We start from the raw sequence: 22,302 nt of genomic DNA, 5'->3' as shown, positions 1-22,302 counted from the left end.
CCGAACATCCAGCGAAGGACGTTGATGAGAAAATAATCGAACCGTTTCTTTCTCACCTTCCTAAGGAACCGTTTTTAAGGATTTTTTCCCGGTTTCGATACTTTGGTAGATTTAACCGAAATACTTTCACTAAAAATTCTTCAATGAACATTTAGAATTCGATCCGACATCGAATTTCGGAAATTTTTCTTCTTCTTTCCGAACCCTCCGAAAAAGGTTTTTTATCCGGTTTCTCCATCCACAACGAATCGATTTTCTTTAAAAAAACATCCTTCGGATTTCAATTCAATCCTCGTTCAACTCTTTTATATTTTTATAATATTCTAAACATTCTGGATTACTCAACGCTTCTTTGTTCGTAACGGGTTCACCTTGAACCGTCCGTTTCACGGCGATTTCGACCTTCTTCATATTGATCGTATAAGGAATATCGGGAACCGCCACGATTTTCGAAGGAACATGTCTTGGAGAAACCTTATCACGAATTTCTTTCTTTAAAGTTTGCACCAAGGAATCTTCCAAAGTTTTTCCATTCGCCATCTTCAAAAACAAAACGATCCTCACGTCTTCCTTCCAGTCCTGACCGATGATCACGGAGTCCGCGATTTCGGGAAACGTTTCGATCAAACTATAAAGATCCGCAGTTCCGATTCTTACTCCACCCGGATTGAGGGTCGCGTCCGAACGTCCGTAGACGACAAGACCTCCGTTCTTTTTTAACTCTGCGAAATCTCCGTGACACCAAACTCCCGGAAACGTTTCAAAATAGGCCGACTTATATTTTTTTCCCTCCGGGTCTTTCCAGAAAGTAAGAGGCATCGATGGGAACGGTTGTTTACAGACGAGTTCTCCTTTTTCTTCGATCACCGACTTTCCGGATTCATCCCAGATTTCCACGTCCATCCCGAGACCTCTGCACTGAATTTCGCCCGCGTGCACGGGAAGAATCGGATTCCCCAACGCAAAACAACCGTTGAGATCGGTTCCCCCCGAGATCGAAGAGAGTTGAAGATCCGACTTCCAATTTTGATAGACGTATTGAAATCCGGAAGAAGTCAGTGGTGAACCCGTGGAAAGAACGGCCCTCATCGAAGAAAGATCCAAACCCTTCGGTTGAAATCCCGACTTCTCCAAAGTAAGGATGAATTTCGCTCCGACTCCGAAGACGTTGACTTTTTCTTCGGCGGCGACCTGAAAGAGAATCTCCGGACTCGGATGAAACGGATTACCGTCGAACAAAACGACCGTAGCTCCGACCGATAAAGAACTCACGAGCCAGTTCCACATCATCCAACCGCAGGTCGTATAATAAAAGATCCTTTCTCCTTCTTTGAGATCGGTATGAAGAACGAGTTCCTTCCAGTGATTGAGAAGAACTCCCGCGCCTTGCACCATACACTTCGGAAGACCGGTCGTTCCGGAAGAATACATGATATACACCGGATGATCCATTCCAACCTGAAAAAACTCGGGTTCCGCTCCGAAATTCTCCTGGAGAATACTTTCTAAAAATTGAATATTCTTTTTCGGAAAATTCTCGGGAAGGAGAGTTCGGGTCTGATTCTTAAAATGGAGAATCCCGTTTTTATAATCGGAGACGATCACGGCTTCGAGAGACGGAATCGAAGAAAGAATCTGAGTCAGATTCTCCGCGAGAGAAAGATCTTTTCCCTTAAAGGAATAACGGTCCGTGGTAAAAAGGATCTTCGGTTCGATTTGTCCGAAACGATCGAGAACTCCTTTCGCTCCGAAATCGGGGGAACAAGAACTCCAGATCGCTCCGATCGATGTCGCCGCCAGCATCGCGATCACGGTTTCGGGAACGTTGGGCATCAAACCCACGACTCGATCTCCGGGAAGGACTCCTCTTTTTTTGAGATCTTTTGCAAGAGCTCCTACGTAACTTCTCAATTCCGCATAACTGAGTTCTCGTCTGGAACCGTCTTCTCCTCTGTAGATCAAGGCCGGAAAGGAATCCTTTCTTCTCAAGAGGTTCTCTGCAAAGTTGAGTTTCGCTCCGGGAAAAAAACGTGAATCGGAGAAATTCTCCGCTTTTTGATAGGCCACCTCGTACGGATGAGACGAAAGGATTTCGGAAAAGTTCCAGATACTTTCCCAAAAGGCCCCGATCTCCTTTACGGACCAGGAGCGAAGTTCTTCAAAGTTTGCAAACTGAAGATCTTTCTTTTCTTTTAAGAATTTTTGATAACGGATTAAATTGGAGGACTCGATTTGTTGAGAGGAAGGCGCCCACAGCTCTTGATGCATGAAAAAATTCTCTATTCTTTATTTTTGGACTCTATTACATTTTTTTCGAAAGGTCGGGTCAACATGAATTTTGATTGAGGAACGAGGACACTTCTGTAGGTTGAGGAAAAAATAAATCCGAGAATACCCATTGAACTCATTCGAACATATCCACACGGCCGAAATCATTCTCATCCTTTCCGGAATTTTCTATACGCTTCATGGCCTGATTCACCAATTGATCGTGGGAGCCGTCGTTGGATTTTTCCAATTTCCGGATGAAAGACAATCCCGTTTGATTTTGATGATGTGGATCACGACCGGCGCGTTTATGAGCTTCTTGGGTTTTCTTCCTTCGATTTTGATCTTATTCTACGGTCCGCAACCTGCGGTAGTCGCCACCTTGATTACCGAAACCGTTGCGATCGGATTTCTATCCCTCCATATCTTTTTGTCCGGTTACAAGACGCACACAAAACCGGTGAAGATTGGATTCTTCTTCAGCTTGGGATTTACAATGGTCCTCGCGGGATATCTCCTTTCTTTGAAATTCTAAAGGATAAGAATGGGGACTTCTCTCAATGGGACGTCTTCTCCTCTTTCCAGAGGGGGAAGAAAAAAGGAATTCGCAGAGGCTACCTTCCTCTGCATTTTGAGGAATCGTTTCTCTTAGAGATGTAAAAAATCTGTCCTTACCGGCATTCGGAATCTCTCCTGAAAAACAGTCGTAACAACGACAATTCTTCCGTGAAAGTCGCGCGCCCCCACCCTCATCGGGTGGAGGAGGCGGGCTCGCGGGAAAAAGTCGCAAGACTTTCCTCTATCAGAAAAACAGTTCCTTTGCAAGTAAAAACCTACGGCGCCTTTCTGTAGGAACTCCTACAAAAATCTCCTGGATTCCCAATCGCCTCTCGCTCGCCGGAATCGTACTACCGATTCGGGGAGGAATGATTTACCAACTCCGTTGGAAACCAACGGCTACGCTTCGCGGCCTTTTGGCAACATCCTCCCTTACGAGGAGGAATGATTTACCAACTCCGTTGGAAACCAACGGCTACGCTCCCGCGGCCTTTTGGCAACATCCTCCCTTACGGGGAGGATGATTTACCAACTCCGTTGGAAACCAACGGCTACGCTCCGCGGCCTTTTGGCAACATCCTCCCTTACGGGGAGGATGTTGGCTCGAAATACGCGAGGTTTTCAGGTCCTTCGTGGATCACGATTCGATCGACCTTGCCTCCGGCAGAGTGAACGCTTTCTTTGAGATAGTGGTAAAACCAGCGGGCGATATTCTCGGAAGTTGGATTGATCTTCTTAAATTCTTCCAAATCATTGATGAGAATATGATCAAGCTTTGCAACGAGTTCTTTGAGCTTTTGTTTGGAAGTCAGGAAATCAAAGCTGATCCCGTCTTCGCCGATGTTCTTTTTTCCGGAGAGAAAGAGTTCCACTTTCCAGGAATGACCGTGGATCGGTTCGTCCGATCCGTCCGGAAAATACCGATAAAGGTAATGAGAGGATTCAAATCTTTCCTCGATACGAATGTAAAATCTTCCGGTTTCTTCAAAAAACATAGCTCTTGACTTTCTTTCCCAGGTCTATATATTGGAAGCTACTGCACTGGAGAGATCGTTTCTTTTTCGAAGCGGAATCCCAGCCGGTCGATTGTGCCGTTTTAGCAGGAGCAAAATACTTCGCGAAAAAGTTTCCCTGCGAGTATTTTAGTGATAGGAGATATGCAATGACAGAAGTGGTCAAGCCAAGATTTTATAAAGAAATGACTGTGGGTGAAGCCATGTCCGTTCACCCGGAAGCCGGGCTCGTTTTTTCAAGCTATCATTTGGGCGGATGTTCTCACTGTTCCATCAACGAACTCGAAACCATCGAGCAAGTTTGTATGGGTTACGGTGTGGAAGTGGAAGTTCTTGTGGAAAGCCTGAACAACCTCCTCGAAGATTCCGAAGACTAAGATTGTTTCCCGGAGATTTTTTTTCCGGGAATTACTTCTCCTCGTTTTCCAAGTTTTCTTCTCCAGAATTTGTCTTTTTTTTCTCGTTCATTCTTCCGTTTTCCTCAATTCGTTCCACTTTGAATTTCTACGCGTCCGTTCTGGAAACGACTCTTTTCGGAAGGATCGATACCAAGACTGGTTCGTTCTTTTGAAATCGACGAGAAGTTGCACTTTTTATAATATTCTTTCCTTTCTATAGTTCGCGCTTAGGATTTGAATTTTGATGAGTGACAGAAATCTATATTCCCGATAGATAAGAATTTAAGTTTTTGATTCTACCTTGAAATTCTATTTTCACTTCCTTCTATGATCACTCAAATTCACCTTTTCAAACGATGGTTCCAATTTCAAAGAATACTCTGGGTTCTCCTGTTTTCGATTTCTTTTTCCACGATCGAAGCTTTTACGATAGAAGTTTTTGTCCCTCTCTGCAACGGAGCACAACTTGCCTGCGGAAAAGGAAAGGCCGGTGATCCTCGTTCTTTGGAAGGAAATTTATATTGGGGAGGCGCTTTCGGAGCGGAAACTTTTTTAAAAAAGGCGTCCGGATTTCGAGTGTTGGAAAGAAAAGACGGAATTTCTTCTTCTCCGATCCTAAGAGATTTAGTGTTAGAAAGAACTCCGAAAAAAGGAGAAACGAAAGTGATTCTTATCCTTCACGCGTATGCGGGAGATAAAATCGACGACGCGTTAGTCGCCTTCTTGAACTCCGCAGGCAACTCGAATTCAAATGCGGATTTAGTCGTTTGGGTGGGTCACGATCGCCTAATGGATCGACTTCCGCCTGAAATCAAAAGGCTCAAATCTGCCTCTTCCAAACCTGCCGTCGTACTTGCTTGCGAAAGCGAAAGGTATTTTGGTCCTGTATTACGTTCGCTCTTTGTTCCTCAGATCGCCATGACAAGGACGTTTATGGCGCCTGAAGCCTATCTTCTTGAAGCGTTAGCCGGCACCGTCGCTAAGTCCGGTCTGAGGGATAAAAAAGGAATTCGATCTTCTCTTGTGGCCGCTTACGCGAAATACCAAAAAATCTCTTTGCGCGCCGCAGGAACCGTTTTCTCAAAGTTGGATTAGAGTGAGAATTTTTCGGATGGAATGTAGTAATAACGGGTTCCCGCTTTTCTAAAATAGTTTCGAATCCGACTCTCCTTTCCGAAGATATCCGAATTTTCCAAAGGTTTTAGTCCTTTCCGGAACGTTCCTTCGTTAAGCTGAACAATTTCGCCTAACGCATCAAATCGATAAAATTCCAGGCCGTCTTCCCGTTTGAGTGCGAGGAGGCTCATCGTCAAAAAACTTTCGGTTCTGTATTCTTCTTCCGAAAGTCCGTAAACGGAGGCGCTCGGAAAAATTCTATGGACAAAACCCTTGTATTCCACAGTATTCTTTCTTCGATCCAGATCCTTGAGAATCGTATAAGAAGAATGATCCGTGATAAAGTAGATCGTCCCGCAACGAAACGTGATGTATTGTTTTCCCTTTTGATTCGTGGAGGACGGAAGTACAACTCCGGAGGTGATCATATCTCCGGGAGAATAATGATTCCCGGCGATTTTTTCGAGACGATTCTTCAGTGTTTCGTCCAGGAACTCCACCGAGTCCGTCCGTTTCATCTTTCCGAGTTGATGAAAGATCCGATCGAATTCGTTTTTTTCGTAACCTTTGTTTTTTACAAAGGAATCCAATTGTTTTTTTAAGGATTTGAGTCGGATCTGAAAGTAAGGAGAATCGTTTTTCCCGGCGAGATTGAACATTTCATCCCAGAGAGTTTCCAATTCCCGGATCTCGTCCTTTTGGTCAAAGGTCTTCTTTTCCACTTCCTCCAAAATGGTTTCGAACTTATGTTTTAGATCAAAGAAGAATCGAGAGTCTTTAACGGGATCCATAGGAGTATTTTTATTATCGGACGATTCGCTGATTTTTCGAGACTTAGAAATTCTCAAAATCCTCGACTGAAATTCGAGCCTGTCTTAAAATACTTCGTAAAGTTCCGATCGCGATTTCTTTATGAACCGGAACTATCGTAGTCAGGGTGCCAACTTCGGTAGCTTTTATGAATTTTATGTGACTTCCCTTTTGAGAGACTTCTCGAAATCCGGCGGCTTCTAATTTTTTTTTGACTTCTCGAAATGAGAGCGATCTAAGCGACACTCACTTCTGCCTGAAATTTTTTGATTTCTGGAAGAATCGTAGCAATCGGTGATTCAAAATGTAATTCCATCGCTTCTTTCAAATTGACCAATGCTTCTTCCTCAGTTTCTCCTTGGCTCGCAATATCCACTTCGAGGCATTGAGCAACGAATAAACCTTCTTCTCGCCAAACGCTTGCTGTAAAGGATTGTTTCATATCACTAAAATAGAAACTGATTTGGGAAAATTGTCCAATCTTTTTCCTTTTGATCCATATCTCCCGATGCGACAACGCAACAGGCCGCTTTCAATAGAGAAAAATCAGTTTGCGTGTTTGCGACTTTTGATCGAAAGAATAATTCCCACCGCCGTCATCGACATGATCAAGTGCGATCCTCCGTAACTCATAAACGACAAAGGAATTCCGGTCACGGGCATAAGTCCGATCACGATTCCGATATTGATCGCCATGTGATAAAAAAGAAGGGCAACGATTCCGGACGCAAGAAGAGACCCGAAACGGTCCTTACTTTCATAACTGATCTGGAGCCCGCGCAAGGGAATGGAAAATAAGAAGAATAACAAGAAAACGGATCCTAAAAATCCTGTCTGTTCCGCCCAAGACGCAAAGATAAAATCGGTGCTCGCTTCCGGAACGTGAGGAACTCTTCCTTCGGTCATTTCCGCGTTCATCAGTCCTTTTCCAAAAAATCTTCCCGAACCGACCGCGGGTTTGGATGCGCGCAGTTGATAACCGGCGCCCTGTTTGAATTCTTCGGGATTTAAGAATGCGGTCAATCGGACGACCTGGTTTTCTCGAAAAGGGACAGTCTTCATCACGACAACGGCTGAAATCAAACTGATCCCCAAGATCCCAAGAGGAATATAATATTGTCTTAATGTTCGGCTTCCTCTCGCGATCCGAATTCCCACCATCACAAGACTCGCGAGGAGAAAGATTCCTCCAAAGGTTAAGAGCAATTTCTGATTGGAAAATATCTTAAAGAAAAATCCGCCTTCCAGTTCCACGACCTGATCCACCACTTCTCGAAGCGCGTTTAACGTCTTCGGTGTGAGGTTCGCGGCCTTCAGATCTTTTCCGTCGAGCGCGAGCCAGATCTTTCCTCCGAGTCGGTTGACCACGGATAAAAGATCGGTCTTTCCCGTTCTCTGTAAGAAGTCGGTGATATCGTTGATAAGAGTCAGCCTGGAATATTCCACGAACATAGGAATCATGAGCGTAATTCCGCCTAACGTCAAAAGAGATCCTATGTGAAGGATGTCCGCTCCTCCGAGAAAGAGCATCGTAAAAAGAATCGGCAAAAAGGAAACGGCGGTTCCAAAGTCAGGTTGCAGAAGAATAAAAACCATCGGAACAAGCACGATTACGAACGGGATCGAAAGAACCGCAATATTCTTCATATCCTTTTCTTTTAGAACCATAAATTGTCCCAGAAGAATCACCGTGGATAACTTCGCAAATTCAGAAGCCTGGATCCCGATCGGGCCTAACTTCAACCAAGAACGCGCTCCCCTTCCGGATGGCAAGTACCCGATTCCCGGAATCAGAGTGATCATCAAAAGAAACACGGTGAAAACGTAGATCACAATGGCATATGCGCCTAACAACTGATAGTTGATCCGAGATACAAAATACATGATCACAAGACCGATGATAAAATAAAAAAGCTGTCTATACCACTTTCCCGGTCCGTCTTCGAAATTGATCTCCTGACTATACAAGGTCAACACACTACAAAGAACTACGATCACGACCGAGATCACCAAAAAGTAATCGATCTTTTCTATGGACTTATCTGGCTTCAAGAGGTCCCTCCTGTCCTGCCGTCGGCGAAGAAGGCGGAGCTACGTCCTGCGATTTTTTAAACGTTCCCGGAGGAAACGCCGCGTGAAACATTTCTCTCGCGACGGGCGCCGCACCTGCGGCTCCACCGACTCCGTATTCAACGAAAACTACGATTAACACTTGTTCGCTGGCGGGGGCGTTTGCGGGCGCGTAACCCACAAACCAAGCGTGGTTGGATCCGGAAGCGCCTCTTCTTCTGGTCTGAGCCGTTCCGGTTTTTCCAGCGATATCGGGAAGAAACGGTTTGTTCAACACGTAAGCCGCCGTCCCGCTTTTTACGACGAGCTTCAATCCTTCTTTGATCGCTTCCACCGAAGACTGATTGATTGGAATGTCCTTTAAGATCTGAGGAGACGTCCGGTTGATGATGGAGTTGTCCACCGGATCCCGAATTTCACTCACGACGTAAGGTTGATAGATTTGTCCTCGATTGAGAAGACCCATGTAAAACATAGCCATTCCCATCGGAGTAGAAGAAATAAATCCTTGTCCGATCGACAAGTTGATCGTATCCCCGTCGAACCACTTCGTTCCGTACGTTCTTTTTTTCCACGCCGAAGAAGGAACGAAACCGGTAATTTCTCCCGGAAGATCCACCTTGGACTTACTATCCAATCCGAAAAGTCGAGAGTAGTTTAGAATCGCATCCGACCCGAGTTTGTATCCAAGATTGTAAAAATAAACCGAACAGGATTTTTGAAGCGCGTGTGCGAGATCGTTCGTCCCATGACCGCCCTTTTCCCAACACATAAAAACCTGATCCGGAACTCCGGCGAACGTGGACTTGAGCACAAAACTTCCATTGCAAGAATACGAAGTCTCCGGAGTATATCCGATCTTGTGCTGGCTTTCCAAAGCCGCAAGTGCGACTAACGTCTTGTATGTGGACGCGGGAGGAAACTTAGATTGAATCGCAAGATTCAAAAAACCGCCGTTGTCTTTGACTCGTTTGAAATGACTGGTTCGATCCGCTTTGTTTTTTCCGGAAAGAATGTTTGGATCGTAGCTCGGATTGGAAGCCATCGCGAGAATTTCTCCCGTCGCAACCTTGATCGCGATCGCCGTTCCCCTACTTCCTTTGAGAGCCTTGTGCGCGGCGATCTGAATATCCTTATCGATGGTAAGAACCAAATTGTTTCCGGGAGAAGAATGTTCTACGACTCTTTCTTCTTCGATATTCCCTTCGGAGCTTCGTTTCTGGATTCGAAAGCCGTCGAGACCTCTGAGTTCGGAATCGTATTCCAATTCCAAGCCGTTCTTCCCGAGGAACTGATACGATTTGATTTCTCCGGTCACAAGATCGTCCCGAGTCGGTTTTCCGATATAACCCGTCACGTGCGCGAGAGCGGGCCCCATCTTGTAGATTCTTCTCGGAGACGGAAGAAGAATGATGTATTTGGATATATTATCGAATACTGATATTCTTTCCTGTTGAGCAGTTGTGATTCCTTCCAAAAGAACGATCGGCTTTTTCGACTTTAGGTTTCTGGAGAATCTGGGTTCGATGAGTTCGTCTTCATAATACGAAATGGGAATCGAAAGGGTTCTCGCGAATTCGTGGATAAACGCTTTTACGGTCGCAGGATCGTATTTGAAAAGAGAAGTGTTTAAGATCGCATCCAAGGAAGAATAATTGGAAACGAGTGCCATCGAAGTTTCCGGCGTGAGAAAGTTTCGATCAAACATCTGTCCCCTCGCGGCGGGCATAATCTCGCTCTTTCGAACGAACTTCTCCGCTTTGAGTGCGTTGTTCGTTCCGTTGAAGATCTGAAGATTGAAGAGTTGAAAGATAAACGCGGCTAACGTAAAAACGACGAGCCCCGAAAAGATATACAATCGAACGCGGAAATTTCTCTCAAGACGGTATTCCGTCGCGGACTGAGCTCCGCCTAACAACTTACGCGTCCCCCATGTGATCCAACTGGTAGATCCAAGTCAGAGCGTAGAAAAAAGCGGGAGCGATGAGCGCGTTGAAGATCGAAGTAAAGAATAAGGAATAACTCATATTCTCATGAAAGAAAAGGGAGAATAGATAATATGTCGCAACTCTCGTGATAAACGTGATGAGCAAAGAATAGATCGTGATCGAAAGATAATTCTCGTGATACGCAGAACGTGCAAACTTTCCGACTAAATAACCGATCAGACAAAACGTCAAAGAATGAAGTCCGATCTTGTACGCGACCACGTTCCCGGAAGTGATTTCTCCTCCGAGTCCCGAGTCCGTCAAAAGTCCTCCGAAAAATCCGATCCAAAGACCGTAGAGAGGGCCCCTTCTCAATGCAAAAAATAAAACGAGAAGAATCATAAAGTCCGGTTTGATCGCGGATCCGATCTCGAAAAGATTCGATCCGTTTAAAAAGTGTGCGATCAGGATTCCGACCGCGATAACGAGTTTTTCTAAGATCATTGCAAATCGTCCTCGCTCGGAGGAAGAGCCGGATTTTTCGGAGCGTTCGTCTGCGTCTTATTTCCGTTAGGCGACATCGGGTTTTTGGAAGAATTTTCTTTGAGAATTTTTTCTTCTCCCGGATAATTGAGTTCTCCGAAGTACGGATTTTCTATCGTGATGTTTTGTCCTTCCGGCCAAGTTTCGAGCCATTTTTCCGGAAGTTTCAAAAGGATCGTCACACTCTCGAGCATTTCAAAACGAACGAATGGTTTGAGATACGCGCTCTTAAAACTTCCGTTCCGCGGTCCTTCTTCCGTGATCACTCCTACCGGAATTCCCGCCGGAAAAACGCCGCCGCCACCGGAAGTATAAACCGGCTTTCCGATTTTACTCAAGGATTCCGTGTATTGAATCATCTCACTCGGTCCCATCGGATATTCTCCGAAGACTCTTGGATCGATGATGATTCCGCTATCGATATAATTCAAAAGAGCTTCCGTTCCTCTTCCGGAGTTTCCGGAAAGATTGGCCCAAAGATTTGTATCGGGCATCGCAACTCCCATGTTGAAGTTGGAGTTGATGAGCGGTTGCACAACAGCCGAGCCACCGGTGACTGCGATTACCTTTCCGACTAACGCTTCTATGATGGCGCCCTTTTGATCCACGGCTCTTGCGGTCACGGGCATATACGGTTTGATTCCCGCGTCGGATCCTTTGTCGATGATGATAGTTCTGTAGATGGAGTTTAAACGAACGGATAAAACTTCTGCTTTGAGACTGGAGTATTTCTGACGACTCTGAAAACGAAGTTCTTTTCGAAGAGTGTCGTTTTCACGATTTGCTTTTTCCAAATCCTGAGGAAGAAGTTTATAATCTTCCATGACCGCAACGCAAGAATCCCTTTCTTTGCGAACGGTTTCAAACGATTCTAACTTATTGTATGCGCCTTTGAAAAATCCACCGAAGGAATCGATGGATCCGGAAACGATATCGCCGACTCTTTGGAAGCTTGCGATTCCTCGAACGATTACGTTACTTCTGAATGTTAGGGAAAGAATGGAGAAAATTACACAAAAGAGGAGTGAGACCGTCTCTTTGCTTCGGCTGAGTTGAAACCATAACATCGAATCTTCTTTTGCACTCCCGGCTTTCGTTCCGGAACGGGAAATCGTTCCGGATTCTTAATCTTGTTCTTTTTGAGAACTTCTTAACGGATTCCCGGTTTGATGTATTTCAACTCGTCGAGATACTTTCCGGTTCCGAGAACCACACAGGTCAACGGATTCTCCGCGCGGAAAACCGGAACCCCCGTTTCTTTAGAAAGATACGTTTCGAGTCCTCGAAGGAGACAACCCCCTCCGGTAAGAACGATTCCTCTTTCCACGATATCGGATGCGAGTTCGGGTGGAGTTCTTTCCAGAACTCGTTTGATTCCGTCTAAGATTTCGTCTGTCGGCTCTTTCAAGGCCTTTCTGATTTCGTTGGATTCTAATTCTAAGGTTCTAGGAAGTCCTGAAATTGCATCGCGACCGCGAACTTCCATCGTCTCCGCTTTCTTTTCCGGATATGCGTTTCCAATCGTAAGTTTGATATCTTCCGCGGTTCTTTCTCCGACGACCAGATTGTATTGGTTTCTGAGATATTTGATGATCGCTTCGTCGAACTCGTCTCCACCCGTACGAATGGATTCTGCGATTACCATTCCCCCGAGAGAGATTACCGCGATTTCAGTGGTTCCACCACCGATATCCACGATCATGTTTCCCGCAGGCTCGTTGATCGGGATGTTCGCTCCGATCGCCGCGGCCAACGCTTCTTCAATTAAGAATATTTCTCTCGCACCCGCTTGTTCCGCAGATTCGCGGACGGCGCGTCTTTCGACCTCGGTGATTCCGGACGGAACTCCGATCACAATTCTTGGTTTTACAAAAGTGGTACGATTGTGCACTTTTGCGATAAAATAACGGATCATCTTTTCCACGGTTTCAAAGTCGGCGATCACACCGTCTTTCATCGGACGGATCGCAACGATCTCACCCGGGGTTCTTCCCAACATCCGTTTTGCTTCCTGCCCTACTGCGAGCACCTTTCCGGTCGCCGCGTGAACCGCAACAACCGATGGCTCGGAAAGAACGATCCCTTGTCCTTTCACATGCACCAGTGTATTTGCCGTCCCCAGGTCAATTCCCATATCATTGGAAAACAGGGCATAGAGATTATCAAATATCATTTCGTGTACCTTTCAACCGCGGAGGTTATTTATCTTTATTATCTGTTAAAACCGGGAATTCCTGCAGAACTTTCCTATTTGAACGGTTTCAATAATTTCAACGGTTGGGTTCCCGGCAACTGCAAAACAAAAAAATGAGAAAACAAATTAAGCTGGATTCGATTTTAGCGGGAAAGCAATCTGTTCAACCATGGTTCAGGAAAAACCTCTCGCCGCCATCGATCTAGGCACCAATTCATTCCACATGATCATCGTTCGGGTTCGGGCGAACGGAACTTTCGAAGCCGTTGCCCGAGAAAAAGAATCGGTACGTCTAGGCAATCGTCTGCAAGAAGGCGGCGGAATCGACTCCGAATCCTTTAAGCGTGGGATCGATTGTCTCAAACGTTTTAAGGTTCTCGCGGAAAACGCCGGAGCCGAGATCAGAGCGGTCGCAACGAGCGCGCTCCGAGAAGCTTCCAATCAGGAAGAATTCTTAGAAGCCGCCTATCAAGAAGCCGGTATATCCATCGATGTAGTGAGCGGTTACGAAGAAGCCCGTTTGATCTACTTCGGAATCCTCCAAGGCATTCCCGTTTTTGATCGTAAGATCATGATGATCGACATCGGCGGAGGTAGCACGGAAGTGCTCGTCGGACACAGAGGAAACATACTCTTTTCAAAAAGTTTTAAGTTGGGAGCCATCCGCCTCACGGAAAAATTTTTTAGAGAAGAAACGTTGTCCAACTCGGATATCCGAAAGTGCAGACTTCATATCGAAGAAATGCTCCTTCCATTTCGAAAAATTCTCCGAGATTTAAAACCGGATCTTGTTGTGGGTTCTTCCGGGACGATCCAAGCGATCGCAGGAATGATTCTTGCATCGAGAGGGGAAACGGAAGAAATCTCTTTGAACAACTTTGAATTCTCAACTCCTGAATTTAAGAAGATAAGGAACCTCATCTTAGAAGCGGACACTTCCAAAAAAAGGGCTAAGATTCCCGGTTTGGACATAAAACGCGCGGACATCATCGTAGGTGGAACTCTGATCCTCGAAGAAATCTTCGACCTCGCAAACGTACAAAGTCTTACGGTTTCGGAATTCGCACTCAGAGAAGGAATCGTCTATGATACGATTCGAAAATGGGAGCACTTCGAAAATACGGAACATTCCAAACACTTGGATGATATCCGTCAAACATCCGTTCACAACTTTATGCGCGCCTTTTCCAGGGACGAAGAATACTCAAGACACGTCGCAGAATTGAGCCTTCAGATTTTCGATCAGTTGAAAGGACTTCACAAACTCGGACAAGAACAGAGGGAACTTTTGGAAGCGGCTTCCTTGCTCCATGAGATCGGACAATCGATCTCTCATTCGGCGTATCACAAACACAGTTATTATATGATTCGAAATTCGGAAATGCTTTTGGGATTTACGTTTTTAGAAATTGAAATCATCGCTCTCACCGCGCGTTATCACAGAAAGAATACACCTCGAATCAAACACAGGGAATACAGCAGACTTTCGGAAAAGAATCAAACCCTCGTAAGACAACTCTCCGCGATTTTAAGAATCAGCTCCGCGCTGAATCGAAACCGAGGAGGACTTGTTCCGAACGTGATCTGCAAGATCGAAAAGAATCGGATCCGATTCTTGTTAAAAACGAGCAAGGGTTACGATCCTTCTTTGGAAATCTGGGCCGCCGAAGAACAAAAGTCCGCGTTCGAGGAAACCTACGGTTACTCGGTGGAATTTGCTTCGGCGCCTTAAACGAATGATCAAAGTAAGAATTTTGAAATTAGCTTTTACAAAAAAGAGAACTTTCTATAAAAAATAAGGATCGAAGATTGTTGGAATTTATATGAACCTCAAGCACGCGTCACTATTGCTTCCGCCTCTTTCCTTATTCTTGTCCTGTCTTCTGAGTCTCTTATTCATCGAATTGAGGGTATCGATTTCGGGAAAACAAAGTTACGTTTTTCTAAAGTGGAATTTGGTCTTAGCGTTGATCCCGGTTTGTATCGCCTACTTTCTCCTGTTCTATTATAAAATTCGCAAGAGATCGATCGATCTGATTTTTGTTTTCCTAATTTTAGTCTGGCTCGTTTTCTTTCCCAATTCTCCGTATATCGTTTCCGATTTTATCCACCTCAAACCGAAGTCCGGAATTCCGCTTTGGTTCGACATCTTGTTGATTTTTTCATTCGCCTGGAACGGACTTTTTTCAGGTTATCTATCGCTCCGAATCATCCACAACGTATTGGACGACAAATTCAACGCGGTGATCAACTGGATGTTCGTCTTAACGGTCGCACCACTCGCGGCTTTGGGAGTTTATATCGGCAGATTTTACAGATGGAATTCTTGGGACATCCTTACGAATCCTCTCGCACTTTATGAAGATATGATGGAGATCCTGATCGGCATCCAAGAGAATCGAAGATTGTTAGGAATTCTGATCCTGATTTCGATCTCGATCTTTTTCGGATATTTGATCGTCTACTCTTTGACCCGCTTTTCTTCTCATTTTAAAAAAAGCGAAACCTAAAAAAAGGAATTCGCTCTTCTCCGATCCTCCGGATTGGAGTGAAAATTTCCGTTCTTGAAAAATCCCTTTTTCAAAAAACGAAACGACTCCATACGTTGTGCGTTCCCGTTTTAAAATTTAGGAATCATTTCCCCAAACCAAAGGATTTCGAGAATGAAGAGCCATGAAAAGAGAATGAGCAACGAAAAAGAACCCTTGAATATAGCGAATCAAATCGATAAAATTGAAGCGGAACAATGTCTCTCCATTTCTCAAGGAACATTCAAAATCATGAATTCGATTTTAACCGATAAACTTTCCGTTCGGAGAAAAAGAAATAGAACGATACGTTCCTATGATAAACACGATCCTTCTTCTCTCGCCTTGCTTCCGGTTCTTCTCTATGGAATGGGAACAATCATCGTCGAGATGTTGAGGTTTCGGTCGGTGGACAAACTTTCGACCGTGTTCTTTATACTCGCGATCCCGACCTATGAGTTGTATGTGATCGCGGATCATTCTTTCAACTCGACACATATTTCGATGGATTCGAATCGATTTGTGATCTATGACACTCCGATCCCGATCCGTTGAAGACAAGTGGTAGAAAGAAAAGATATCAAAGCCATCTCCGCAAAAAACGATTCGACCTCCGCCTCAAAATTTTCTTACGGCGTATCCTTGGTTTTTTCAGATCGAAAGAAATCACGATCCTGGAAAAGGTCGTAAAAAAGATGCACGCAAAGGCCATTCAAAAAATCTTAGAAGAAGAATTGAAGACTTCGCTATAATTCCATCCGGAATCCGTTTCAGGAGGATCGAAAGAAGATGTGAACTTTGTTTCCATCCTTTTTCGGGCTTTATCGATTGTTCCAATCAACGTTCTTCCTAAAATTTTAGTTGAAATCGGACTTATAGTCCGGTACGAGTAAAATGACGGATATACATTTTTTAAAAGAAGAAGAATGGGAACACGTTCACTCAATTCTCTTTTGCAAAACAACTCCGAAAGAAAGAAAGGACAATCAAAGTGAATACGGCCGAGATCATGAAAGAATTGGAATCGATGGGTTCCGAAGGTGTAAAAAAAATATTTCTCAATCACGGAGCGAAAGAGCCACTGTTCGGAGTGAAGGTCGGAGATCTAAAAAAGCTTCAGAAAAAAATCAAAAAGAATCATTCTCTTTCATTAGAACTTTATAAAACAGGAAACGCGGATGCGATGTATCTTGCGGGACTGATCGCAGACGAAAAAGAAATCCAAAAAAAGGATCTTCAATTCTGGGCAAAGAATTCCGGATCACCGATGATCAGCGAAAGCACCGTCGCCTGGATCGCCGCCGAAAGTAAGTACGGATGGGAACTTGCCAAAGAATGGATCGATTCTCCCAAAGAAAGTATCGCCTCATCCGGATGGAGCACATTGACAAGCCTTCTTTCGATCACGCCGGATGAACAAATCGATTCGAAGGAAATTCAAAAACTCTTAAAGAGAGTCGAATCGAACATTCACAAATCGCAAAACAGAGTGAAGTATTGTATGAACGGCTTTGTGATCGGGGTCGGCGGATTTTATCCGAAACTTACGGAAGAGGCATTGAAAGTCTCGAAAAAAATCGGCAAGGTAACGGTTCTGATGGGAAATACCGCGTGCAAGGTTCCGGATGCGGAAGAATACATCCTAAAAATGAAGAGGATGGGAAAATTGGGAGCAAAGAAAAAAGAAGCTCGTTGTTAAGCGAAGAGCCTGGGCGCTCCTGCTCCACTCTCACTAAAAAATAAAAACTCCCGTATCAATCGCAGGCCCGGCTTGTTCCGCGCTTCGGCTAACGCCTTCGGTCTCCTCAAAGGAGGAGACCGCTAACGCGCGCTCCACATCCGTAGCGCAGAGACATCCGATTTCGAAGGAGATTCAGACAACGAATTGAAAATTTCCCGACTCAAGACCGGAACAAGTTTTTTCATCCCGCAGGTATTGAGATGAGTGTAATCGCCGAAATCCTCATCGATAAAAAATGAACTACCTAATTTCCAATAAGAAACTTCCTCTTCTATAAGAATCGATTCCCAGATCGTCATCTGTGGCAGAGAACCCAGGCGGGAATCGAAATCGGGACGAAACGGGAGCGAAATCGCAAGAACCTTCACTCCACGCGATCGGAGATATCGAAACAATTCTTTCCAAGCCATTAACGAGGAAGATCTGATCTTTTGTACTGCAAGTTCTGCGTTCGGGGGAAGAACCTGCGGTTTAGAATTCGGAACACAGATTCCGTCATAAGTCGAAAGCCGGGCCCAGTCCATGTATCCCTTATTTTTTGAATATTCTAAATCGAGAAAATGATTTCGAACCTTATTCCTGGACCATTTCAAAAATGGATTTCCGGAAACGAGTGCATCCATTTTTTTTTCGGAATAGCTGAATTCATCTCCCTCTCCTACGAGTTTGATTCCGGTAGACATGGATGCATTCAGACGAAGAAACGGAAAAATTCTTCCGAAAAGATAAAAAAGACCGGACGAAAGATTTTTAACATAAAAATTTCGAAGACTCGATTCCAGAAACAATTCGGGGTGAAATGAATCGTAGTTCAAAACCAAACTTCGATGAGCGCTCGCGACATCCATATCCGACAAGGAAAAAATAGAACCGTTGACAACGACGAGCGCAGGTTGTATTCCGATCGTTCTTTCATATTCTTTAAAACGAAGAAGCATTCCCTCCGGTTGTTCCGAAGGTCGAGGCAAAAACCAGATCGGTCGAGATAATTTCTCTCCGAGTTCTTTCGGATGGATCCCGGAGAGGATCTGACTATCCCCCAAAAAGACGATCGGAGCTTTTGAAATCGTTTGTTCCGCGCCCGTATAAAGATTCCGATCCAAACGGGAAAGTCGATCGTAGAGAAAAGAATTTTTTTCTTGGAACGGCAAAAGCAAAGGAAAAAAAAACGTCTGAAACAAAACGAGAAAGGCGAAAAAAAGAATTCCGATGAGTATTCTATTTCTATAATTCATACAACGTGAGGCATAAAACAATTCCAACCGATCTCCGGGAAGTTAAAGAATGGGAAGAGAAATGGAATCTTTTATTTGCCTCGTCTCCTCCTTTACAGATTTTGTTTTCAAGATTCTTTTTTCTTCGGACGCAGTATCGTAACGAAAGAAAAGAAAGGAATGCAAGCCAATACTTTTGGGCCGCATCAACTTCGTGTTTTGATTTCGGATTCGTGTGAAAAACATTTTCCGGTTTAATCCAATCTAAAACTGAAAGTAAAAAAATTCTTTCTTCTCAAAAACCCCGAAAAGAAAAAACAAAACTACGACCCCGAAAGAAAGAGGAATCCATCGCAAAGGCTTTGTTTCGATCTTTTCCAAAAAGGAATCGGTGCCACCGGAAAGGATCATCCAGGGTTCCACGATCAAAAGAGGAAAAAGAAGAAATAAAAGTTTTCCTGCGATCACCCAATTCCAATAAAAACCGCTCGTGACGTTCAAAACAAAATTCCAAAGTTCGTTCGGAGAATGGACCTGAAACAAAAGCAATCCGAGGGCAAACATCCAAAAAGTCAAAATCACTCCTGCCAATTTCAGACTCCATTCTAAAATCGGAATATTCAAAGAAAGGAATCTAAGCACGTATTTTTGAAAAAGATTATAACCGACTACCTGTAGACCGCAATAACAGCCCCAAACGAGGTAACCATAGGTAGCCCCGTGCCAGAGACCGCCGAGGATCCAAACGATCATCAAGTTAATATTCTGCCTAAAAACGGAAACTCGATTTCCTCCGAGAGGAATATAGAGATAATCCCGAAGCCACGTGGAAAGTGAAATATGCCAGCGCCTCCAAAATTCGGAAGGGTTGGAAGAAATGAACGGAAAATTAAAATTGAGCGTTAGGCGAAACCCAAGCATTTTCGCAAGACCTCGAGCCGCATCGGTATATCCGCTAAAATCGGCATAAACCTGAAAGGCAAAACAAAACGCTATCCAAAGGATCATTCCCGGAGCGAGCTCCATACTCGGTTCCATCGCCTTCCCCGTAAAAAGAAGGAGGTGATCTCCGATAAAAACTTTTTTAAAAATTCCCCAGAGGAACAAAATGACACCGGACAAAAATCCGTTCGGAGTGATCGTTCTTTCGTTTTCGATCTGAGGAAGTAAAGAATCCGGTCTTTCGATAGGACCCGCGAGAAGCAGGGGAAAGAAGAGATCGTAAACGCCAAACCGAATAAAATCGGTGCAAGGAAATATTTTTCCGGATCGAATATCCGAAAGATAACTGATGTTGTGAAAGGTGTAAAAAGAAATTCCGACGGGTAACAAAATTTCAGGAAGAGGAATGCCGGCTTTTGGGAAAACGGCCCCTAAGGTATCGTTCCAAATACTTAATAAAAAAAGAATGTATTTAAAAAAGATAAGAATCCCGAGGTTGATGGAAATGAGCCCTACGAAGATCCTTCTTTGGTCGGCGCCCTTTTTTCTACCGAGATAGATCCCTCCGGCAAAGTTCAGCGCGATACAAAACAAAAGCAGAAGGACCATCTCCGCTTTCCAAAAGCCGTAAAAGAGAAGGCCGCCGAAAAATAGGAGTCGATTCTGGCCGAGTTTACCGAAACGAAAATAGAGAAGTAAAAAGACGAATAAGAATACGAGAAAATTCAGAGAGTTGAATAACATTCTCTCTCATCAGGATTCTTCGAGTAATTCGAGAATTCTTTCCTTTTCCTTCGTATCCGCCGGATAACAAAGAGTATGTTGAATCACGGAAGTTTGGAAGTCTTTCGATCTACGATCGGCGTCGTTTAGTTTGTTTTTTATTTTTCGGATGAGAATCTGCGTTTCTTCTCGATCCTTTCCATCCAAAATAACCGCGTATTTTCCTTGCCCGATTCTATAATGAAAATCGGACTCGGAAAGATTCTCCTGGATCGCCTTACGAAGTTCTTCGCTATAAGAAGCGAAAAAACCGGAACCTTTTAATTTCACCATCCGTGATACATTCTGAACTTTGAATATAGTTAAACTAAAAGAGCTACCAAGTCTGGCCGCTTTTAAGATCATATCCTCGATTTTTTCTTCCACCGGGCTAAACGGGTCTTTGAATACCGAATCCCTTTCTTGGATGAGGAGAAGGCTGGAAAAAACGGGGGCCAATACCTCGGAGATTCCAACCGCGGTTTCCCGATCGCTGTCCGTCCACGGAACATCGGTCTCGTGTATGATCAACATTCCCACCAACCAATGAAGATTGATAAACGGAATGACGATAAAATCGGACATCAAGCCGAGTTCATCGTTGGAAAGTTTCTGCATTAGCTCGGGATGTTTTCTAAAATTTTCGATTCTGAATACGCCGGGAATATTGGAAACGATCCCGACGATGGAACTATCCAGAGGAAGAGTGAAAGAACCCACGTGTTCCGGAGTTAAAAGATTAGAAGCGAAAACACGGAACTCGTTCTTTGTATGACCGTCCAAAATCATGAACGTCGCCCTTCTCACCTTCAATTCCTCTTTAAAAGAGGAAATCAACTTGTCGTAGGCCTCGTCGAGAGTTCTAATCGCGCCGAAATCTCTGGCGAGAGAAATGATCAATTCGTTTGCGCGAATTACTTCTTTGAGATTCTGATTTTCCTGATGAAGTTGTTCCGTGTCGAAAATTCTGCGATAGACGGAGCCCGCGATCTCCCCGATGATTTTTAGGAATTCTAAATCCTCGATCGTATAGTCTTCACCGCTGATCGTCTTACTCAAAATGATGATCCCGAAAAAATCGTCCATGTATCGAATCGCGACGAGAAGTTCAGCGTTGGATTGTTTTAAGATTTCTTGTTCTTTTGCGGGAAGAGTCGGCTTTATAAGTTCTTTCGCGTACAAGACGGAACCTGCGTTATGCACCGCGTGATAGATTTCGTCTTCGGAAGAAATCGTCCATTCCGGATTGAAACCTTCTCCTTGATAATCCTCCAAACGAAAGAATTCCTTGTCTCCGTTTTTGGAGGAGAAGATGCCGATCGATTCTGCGCCGATCTGGCCCATAATCGAGAAAAGGAGATTTTCGAAAAAGTCCGCGAAGCCAGTGGAGACTCCGATCTCTTTGCTGATCTCGAAGACGGACATATAATTTTCTAATTTTTTACGGGAAGCGATTTGTAGATCGATTGGAGACGTCGTGAAGTTGGAATCATCGTCGAAAAGGAAATCTCCTTTTTCGGTGGAAGCGGCTTTCGAATCCACTTTCGAAGGAGTACGAGTGGCTTCTTGTTCCGCTTCTTTCACCCAATCGCTAAAAGGATCCTCGTCCAAGTTCGCCGGAAGTTCGGTTTCTTCCAGTTCCTCTTCCGATTTCACAACGGGAGCTTCCGGTTTCGTCGGAGATTCTTCTTGAGATTCTTCACCAAAAAGTTCATCGAGAGAGAGATCGTCTTCCGGTTCGGCATCATTCGAATCGGCAAGGGAAGAAAACGGATCTTCGTCTAACTCCTCTTTGGCGACACCTTCCGGTTCCACGAGATCTTCCGGAAGGTCAAGCAGATCGCCGTTATCAAAGGAGTGATCTGAGGATTCAAACGTAGAATCCGGAAACTCAGCCTGAAGATCTTCCGCTTCAAACGTAGGAGAATCTCCGTCGAGCTCAGGAAGAGAAAAGTCTTCGGTAAAGGAAGATTCTGAATCGACATCGTGATCGGTGAGTTCCGGAGTCGTGTGTTGGTCTAATATAGGTTCCGAAGAAGGTTCAAGTCTGGCGGGTTCGTTTCGCATACCGAGGGCACGCTGAAAAAAACTTTTTTTACCCTGAAACGCTTCCGACTTTTTGAGTAACGATTTTTTCTCTTCCGTAGAAATCGAAGAAGGCGTGCCTGTAGAATCGGATTTGACTAACTTGCTGACCCTCTCTAACAAACCCATTGG

21 protein-coding genes are annotated in these 22,302 nt (G+C 44.5%); 8 read left to right on the top strand and 13 right to left on the bottom strand.

The window, feature by feature from the left end; genetic code table 11:
• Nucleotides 1–285: 285 nt before the first annotated feature.
• Nucleotides 286–2,268 (bottom strand): acetoacetate--CoA ligase, encoded by a 1,983-nt coding sequence (locus DLM75_RS20185; RefSeq protein WP_118970296.1) that lies wholly within the window; start codon nucleotides 2,266–2,268, stop codon nucleotides 286–288.
• 130 nt (nucleotides 2,269–2,398) lie between these two features.
• On the opposite strand from DLM75_RS20185, the gene DLM75_RS20180 reads away from it, so the two are divergent.
• Both DLM75_RS20180 and DLM75_RS24310 read left to right on the top strand, forming a co-directional pair.
• Nucleotides 2,399–2,803 (top strand): hypothetical protein, encoded by a 405-nt coding sequence (locus DLM75_RS20180; protein WP_118970295.1) that lies wholly within the window; start codon nucleotides 2,399–2,401, stop codon nucleotides 2,801–2,803.
• A gap of 391 nt (nucleotides 2,804–3,194) precedes the next feature.
• Nucleotides 3,195–3,350 carry a hypothetical protein gene (locus DLM75_RS24310; protein ID WP_158586495.1) on the top strand — a complete coding sequence of 52 codons (156 nt, stop codon included), beginning with the start codon at nucleotides 3,195–3,197 and terminating at the stop codon, nucleotides 3,348–3,350.
• 60 nt (nucleotides 3,351–3,410) lie between these two features.
• On the opposite strand, the gene DLM75_RS20175 is transcribed toward DLM75_RS24310, so the two are convergent.
• Entirely contained in the window at nucleotides 3,411–3,821 is a 411-nt protein-coding gene (locus tag DLM75_RS20175) for a 6-pyruvoyl trahydropterin synthase family protein (protein WP_118970294.1), read from the bottom strand.
• Nucleotides 3,822–3,988: 167 nt separating this feature from the next.
• Between DLM75_RS20175 and DLM75_RS20170 the strand changes: the two genes are divergently transcribed.
• Together DLM75_RS20170 and DLM75_RS20160 are read left to right on the top strand one after the other, a co-directional pair.
• Nucleotides 3,989–4,216 carry a DUF1858 domain-containing protein gene (locus tag DLM75_RS20170; RefSeq protein WP_069607990.1) on the top strand — a complete coding sequence of 76 codons (228 nt, stop codon included), beginning with the start codon at nucleotides 3,989–3,991 and terminating at the stop codon, nucleotides 4,214–4,216.
• Nucleotides 4,217–4,564: 348 nt separating this feature from the next.
• Nucleotides 4,565–5,332 carry a hypothetical protein gene (locus tag DLM75_RS20160; RefSeq protein ID WP_118970292.1) on the top strand — a complete coding sequence of 256 codons (768 nt, stop codon included), beginning with the start codon at nucleotides 4,565–4,567 and terminating at the stop codon, nucleotides 5,330–5,332.
• Here the strand turns inward: DLM75_RS20160 and DLM75_RS20155 are convergent.
• From DLM75_RS20155 to DLM75_RS20120, 8 genes are all read right to left on the bottom strand, one after another.
• Entirely contained in the window at nucleotides 5,329–6,144 is an 816-nt protein-coding gene (locus DLM75_RS20155) for a hypothetical protein (RefSeq protein WP_118970335.1), read from the bottom strand. The genes DLM75_RS20160 and DLM75_RS20155 overlap by 4 nt on opposite strands.
• A 43-nt stretch (nucleotides 6,145–6,187) precedes the next feature.
• Nucleotides 6,188–6,409: a type II toxin-antitoxin system HicA family toxin gene (locus DLM75_RS20150; RefSeq protein WP_118970291.1), complete on the bottom strand. Its 222-nt coding sequence runs from the start codon at nucleotides 6,407–6,409 to the stop codon at nucleotides 6,188–6,190.
• A complete protein-coding gene (locus DLM75_RS20145; RefSeq protein WP_118970334.1) occupies nucleotides 6,399–6,605 on the bottom strand; it encodes a type II toxin-antitoxin system HicB family antitoxin in 207 nt (68 codons plus the stop codon). Before DLM75_RS20145 ends, DLM75_RS20150 begins: the two co-directional genes overlap by 11 nt.
• Before the next feature lie 104 nt (nucleotides 6,606–6,709).
• The gene (gene rodA / locus DLM75_RS20140) at nucleotides 6,710–8,215 is read right to left on the bottom strand and encodes a rod shape-determining protein RodA (RefSeq protein ID WP_118970290.1); all 1,506 of its coding nucleotides are present in this window, start codon (nucleotides 8,213–8,215) and stop codon (nucleotides 6,710–6,712) included.
• The gene (gene mrdA / locus DLM75_RS20135; RefSeq protein WP_118970289.1) at nucleotides 8,202–10,151 is read right to left on the bottom strand and encodes a penicillin-binding protein 2; all 1,950 of its coding nucleotides are present in this window, start codon (nucleotides 10,149–10,151) and stop codon (nucleotides 8,202–8,204) included. Before mrdA ends, rodA begins: the two co-directional genes overlap by 14 nt.
• A gap of 1 nt (nucleotide 10,152) precedes the next feature.
• Nucleotides 10,153–10,665 (bottom strand): rod shape-determining protein MreD, encoded by a 513-nt coding sequence (gene mreD / locus DLM75_RS20130; protein ID WP_118970288.1) that lies wholly within the window; start codon nucleotides 10,663–10,665, stop codon nucleotides 10,153–10,155.
• Nucleotides 10,662–11,771, bottom strand: coding sequence for a rod shape-determining protein MreC (mreC, locus tag DLM75_RS20125; RefSeq protein WP_118970287.1), 1,110 nt, complete (start codon nucleotides 11,769–11,771; stop codon nucleotides 10,662–10,664). The genes mreD and mreC overlap by 4 nt, the downstream gene beginning before the upstream one ends.
• An 83-nt stretch (nucleotides 11,772–11,854) precedes the next feature.
• The gene (locus DLM75_RS20120) at nucleotides 11,855–12,877 is read right to left on the bottom strand and encodes a rod shape-determining protein (protein WP_010574148.1); all 1,023 of its coding nucleotides are present in this window, start codon (nucleotides 12,875–12,877) and stop codon (nucleotides 11,855–11,857) included.
• A gap of 190 nt (nucleotides 12,878–13,067) precedes the next feature.
• Here DLM75_RS20120 and DLM75_RS20115 point away from each other — a divergent pair, with 190 nt between their 5' ends.
• From DLM75_RS20115 to DLM75_RS20095, 4 genes are all read left to right on the top strand, one after another.
• Nucleotides 13,068–14,630, top strand: coding sequence for a Ppx/GppA phosphatase family protein (locus DLM75_RS20115; RefSeq protein ID WP_118970286.1), 1,563 nt, complete (start codon nucleotides 13,068–13,070; stop codon nucleotides 14,628–14,630).
• A 91-nt stretch (nucleotides 14,631–14,721) separates the two neighbouring features.
• Entirely contained in the window at nucleotides 14,722–15,408 is a 687-nt protein-coding gene (locus tag DLM75_RS20110; protein WP_118970285.1) for a DUF1361 domain-containing protein, read from the top strand.
• A gap of 153 nt (nucleotides 15,409–15,561) precedes the next feature.
• Nucleotides 15,562–15,981 carry a hypothetical protein gene (locus tag DLM75_RS20105; protein ID WP_118970284.1) on the top strand — a complete coding sequence of 140 codons (420 nt, stop codon included), beginning with the start codon at nucleotides 15,562–15,564 and terminating at the stop codon, nucleotides 15,979–15,981.
• Between the two features lie 454 nt (nucleotides 15,982–16,435).
• Nucleotides 16,436–17,125, top strand: coding sequence for a DNA alkylation repair protein (locus DLM75_RS20095; protein ID WP_174715100.1), 690 nt, complete (start codon nucleotides 16,436–16,438; stop codon nucleotides 17,123–17,125).
• A gap of 122 nt (nucleotides 17,126–17,247) precedes the next feature.
• Here the strand turns inward: DLM75_RS20095 and DLM75_RS20090 are convergent, their stop codons facing one another.
• From DLM75_RS20090 to DLM75_RS20075, 3 genes are all read right to left on the bottom strand, one after another.
• Nucleotides 17,248–18,402: a hypothetical protein gene (locus DLM75_RS20090; RefSeq protein WP_241547997.1), complete on the bottom strand. Its 1,155-nt coding sequence runs from the start codon at nucleotides 18,400–18,402 to the stop codon at nucleotides 17,248–17,250.
• Nucleotides 18,403–18,645: 243 nt separating this feature from the next.
• Nucleotides 18,646–20,067, bottom strand: a complete 1,422-nt coding sequence (locus DLM75_RS20080; protein ID WP_118970280.1) for an MBOAT family O-acyltransferase — start codon at nucleotides 20,065–20,067, stop codon at nucleotides 18,646–18,648.
• Nucleotides 20,068–20,076: 9 nt separating this feature from the next.
• The gene (locus DLM75_RS20075) at nucleotides 20,077–22,299 is read right to left on the bottom strand and encodes a GAF domain-containing protein (protein ID WP_118970279.1); all 2,223 of its coding nucleotides are present in this window, start codon (nucleotides 22,297–22,299) and stop codon (nucleotides 20,077–20,079) included.
• Nucleotides 22,300–22,302: the final 3 nt, after the last annotated feature.

Origin of the sequence: Leptospira stimsonii, from assembly GCF_003545885.1 — a bacterium.
In the GTDB taxonomy this organism is placed as follows: Bacteria; Spirochaetota; Leptospiria; order Leptospirales; family Leptospiraceae; genus Leptospira; species Leptospira stimsonii.
This window is presented reverse-complemented; position numbering and strand designations above follow the sequence as displayed.

Coding starts and splice junctions, on each gene's coding strand:
- mreC (WP_118970287.1), bottom strand. CDS start 11,771: ATGTTATGGTTTCAACTCAGCCGAAGCAAAGAGACGGTCTCACTCCTC.
- DLM75_RS20075 (WP_118970279.1), bottom strand. CDS start 22,299: ATGGGTTTGTTAGAGAGGGTCAGCAAGTTAGTCAAATCCGATTCTACA.
- DLM75_RS20095 (WP_174715100.1), top strand. CDS start 16,436: ATGAAAGAATTGGAATCGATGGGTTCCGAAGGTGTAAAAAAAATATTT.
- DLM75_RS24310 (WP_158586495.1), top strand. CDS start 3,195: ATGATTTACCAACTCCGTTGGAAACCAACGGCTACGCTTCGCGGCCTT.
- DLM75_RS20160 (WP_118970292.1), top strand. CDS start 4,565: ATGATCACTCAAATTCACCTTTTCAAACGATGGTTCCAATTTCAAAGA.
- DLM75_RS20120 (WP_010574148.1), bottom strand. CDS start 12,877: ATGATATTTGATAATCTCTATGCCCTGTTTTCCAATGATATGGGAATT.
- DLM75_RS20155 (WP_118970335.1), bottom strand. CDS start 6,144: ATGGATCCCGTTAAAGACTCTCGATTCTTCTTTGATCTAAAACATAAG.
- DLM75_RS20090 (WP_241547997.1), bottom strand. CDS start 18,402: ATGAATTATAGAAATAGAATACTCATCGGAATTCTTTTTTTCGCCTTT.
- DLM75_RS20175 (WP_118970294.1), bottom strand. CDS start 3,821: ATGTTTTTTGAAGAAACCGGAAGATTTTACATTCGTATCGAGGAAAGA.
- DLM75_RS20115 (WP_118970286.1), top strand. CDS start 13,068: ATGGTTCAGGAAAAACCTCTCGCCGCCATCGATCTAGGCACCAATTCA.
- DLM75_RS20185 (WP_118970296.1), bottom strand. CDS start 2,268: ATGCATCAAGAGCTGTGGGCGCCTTCCTCTCAACAAATCGAGTCCTCC.
- DLM75_RS20080 (WP_118970280.1), bottom strand. CDS start 20,067: ATGTTATTCAACTCTCTGAATTTTCTCGTATTCTTATTCGTCTTTTTA.
- DLM75_RS20145 (WP_118970334.1), bottom strand. CDS start 6,605: ATGAAACAATCCTTTACAGCAAGCGTTTGGCGAGAAGAAGGTTTATTC.
- DLM75_RS20105 (WP_118970284.1), top strand. CDS start 15,562: ATGAAGAGCCATGAAAAGAGAATGAGCAACGAAAAAGAACCCTTGAAT.
- mreD (WP_118970288.1), bottom strand. CDS start 10,665: ATGATCTTAGAAAAACTCGTTATCGCGGTCGGAATCCTGATCGCACAC.
- DLM75_RS20170 (WP_069607990.1), top strand. CDS start 3,989: ATGACAGAAGTGGTCAAGCCAAGATTTTATAAAGAAATGACTGTGGGT.
- DLM75_RS20110 (WP_118970285.1), top strand. CDS start 14,722: ATGAACCTCAAGCACGCGTCACTATTGCTTCCGCCTCTTTCCTTATTC.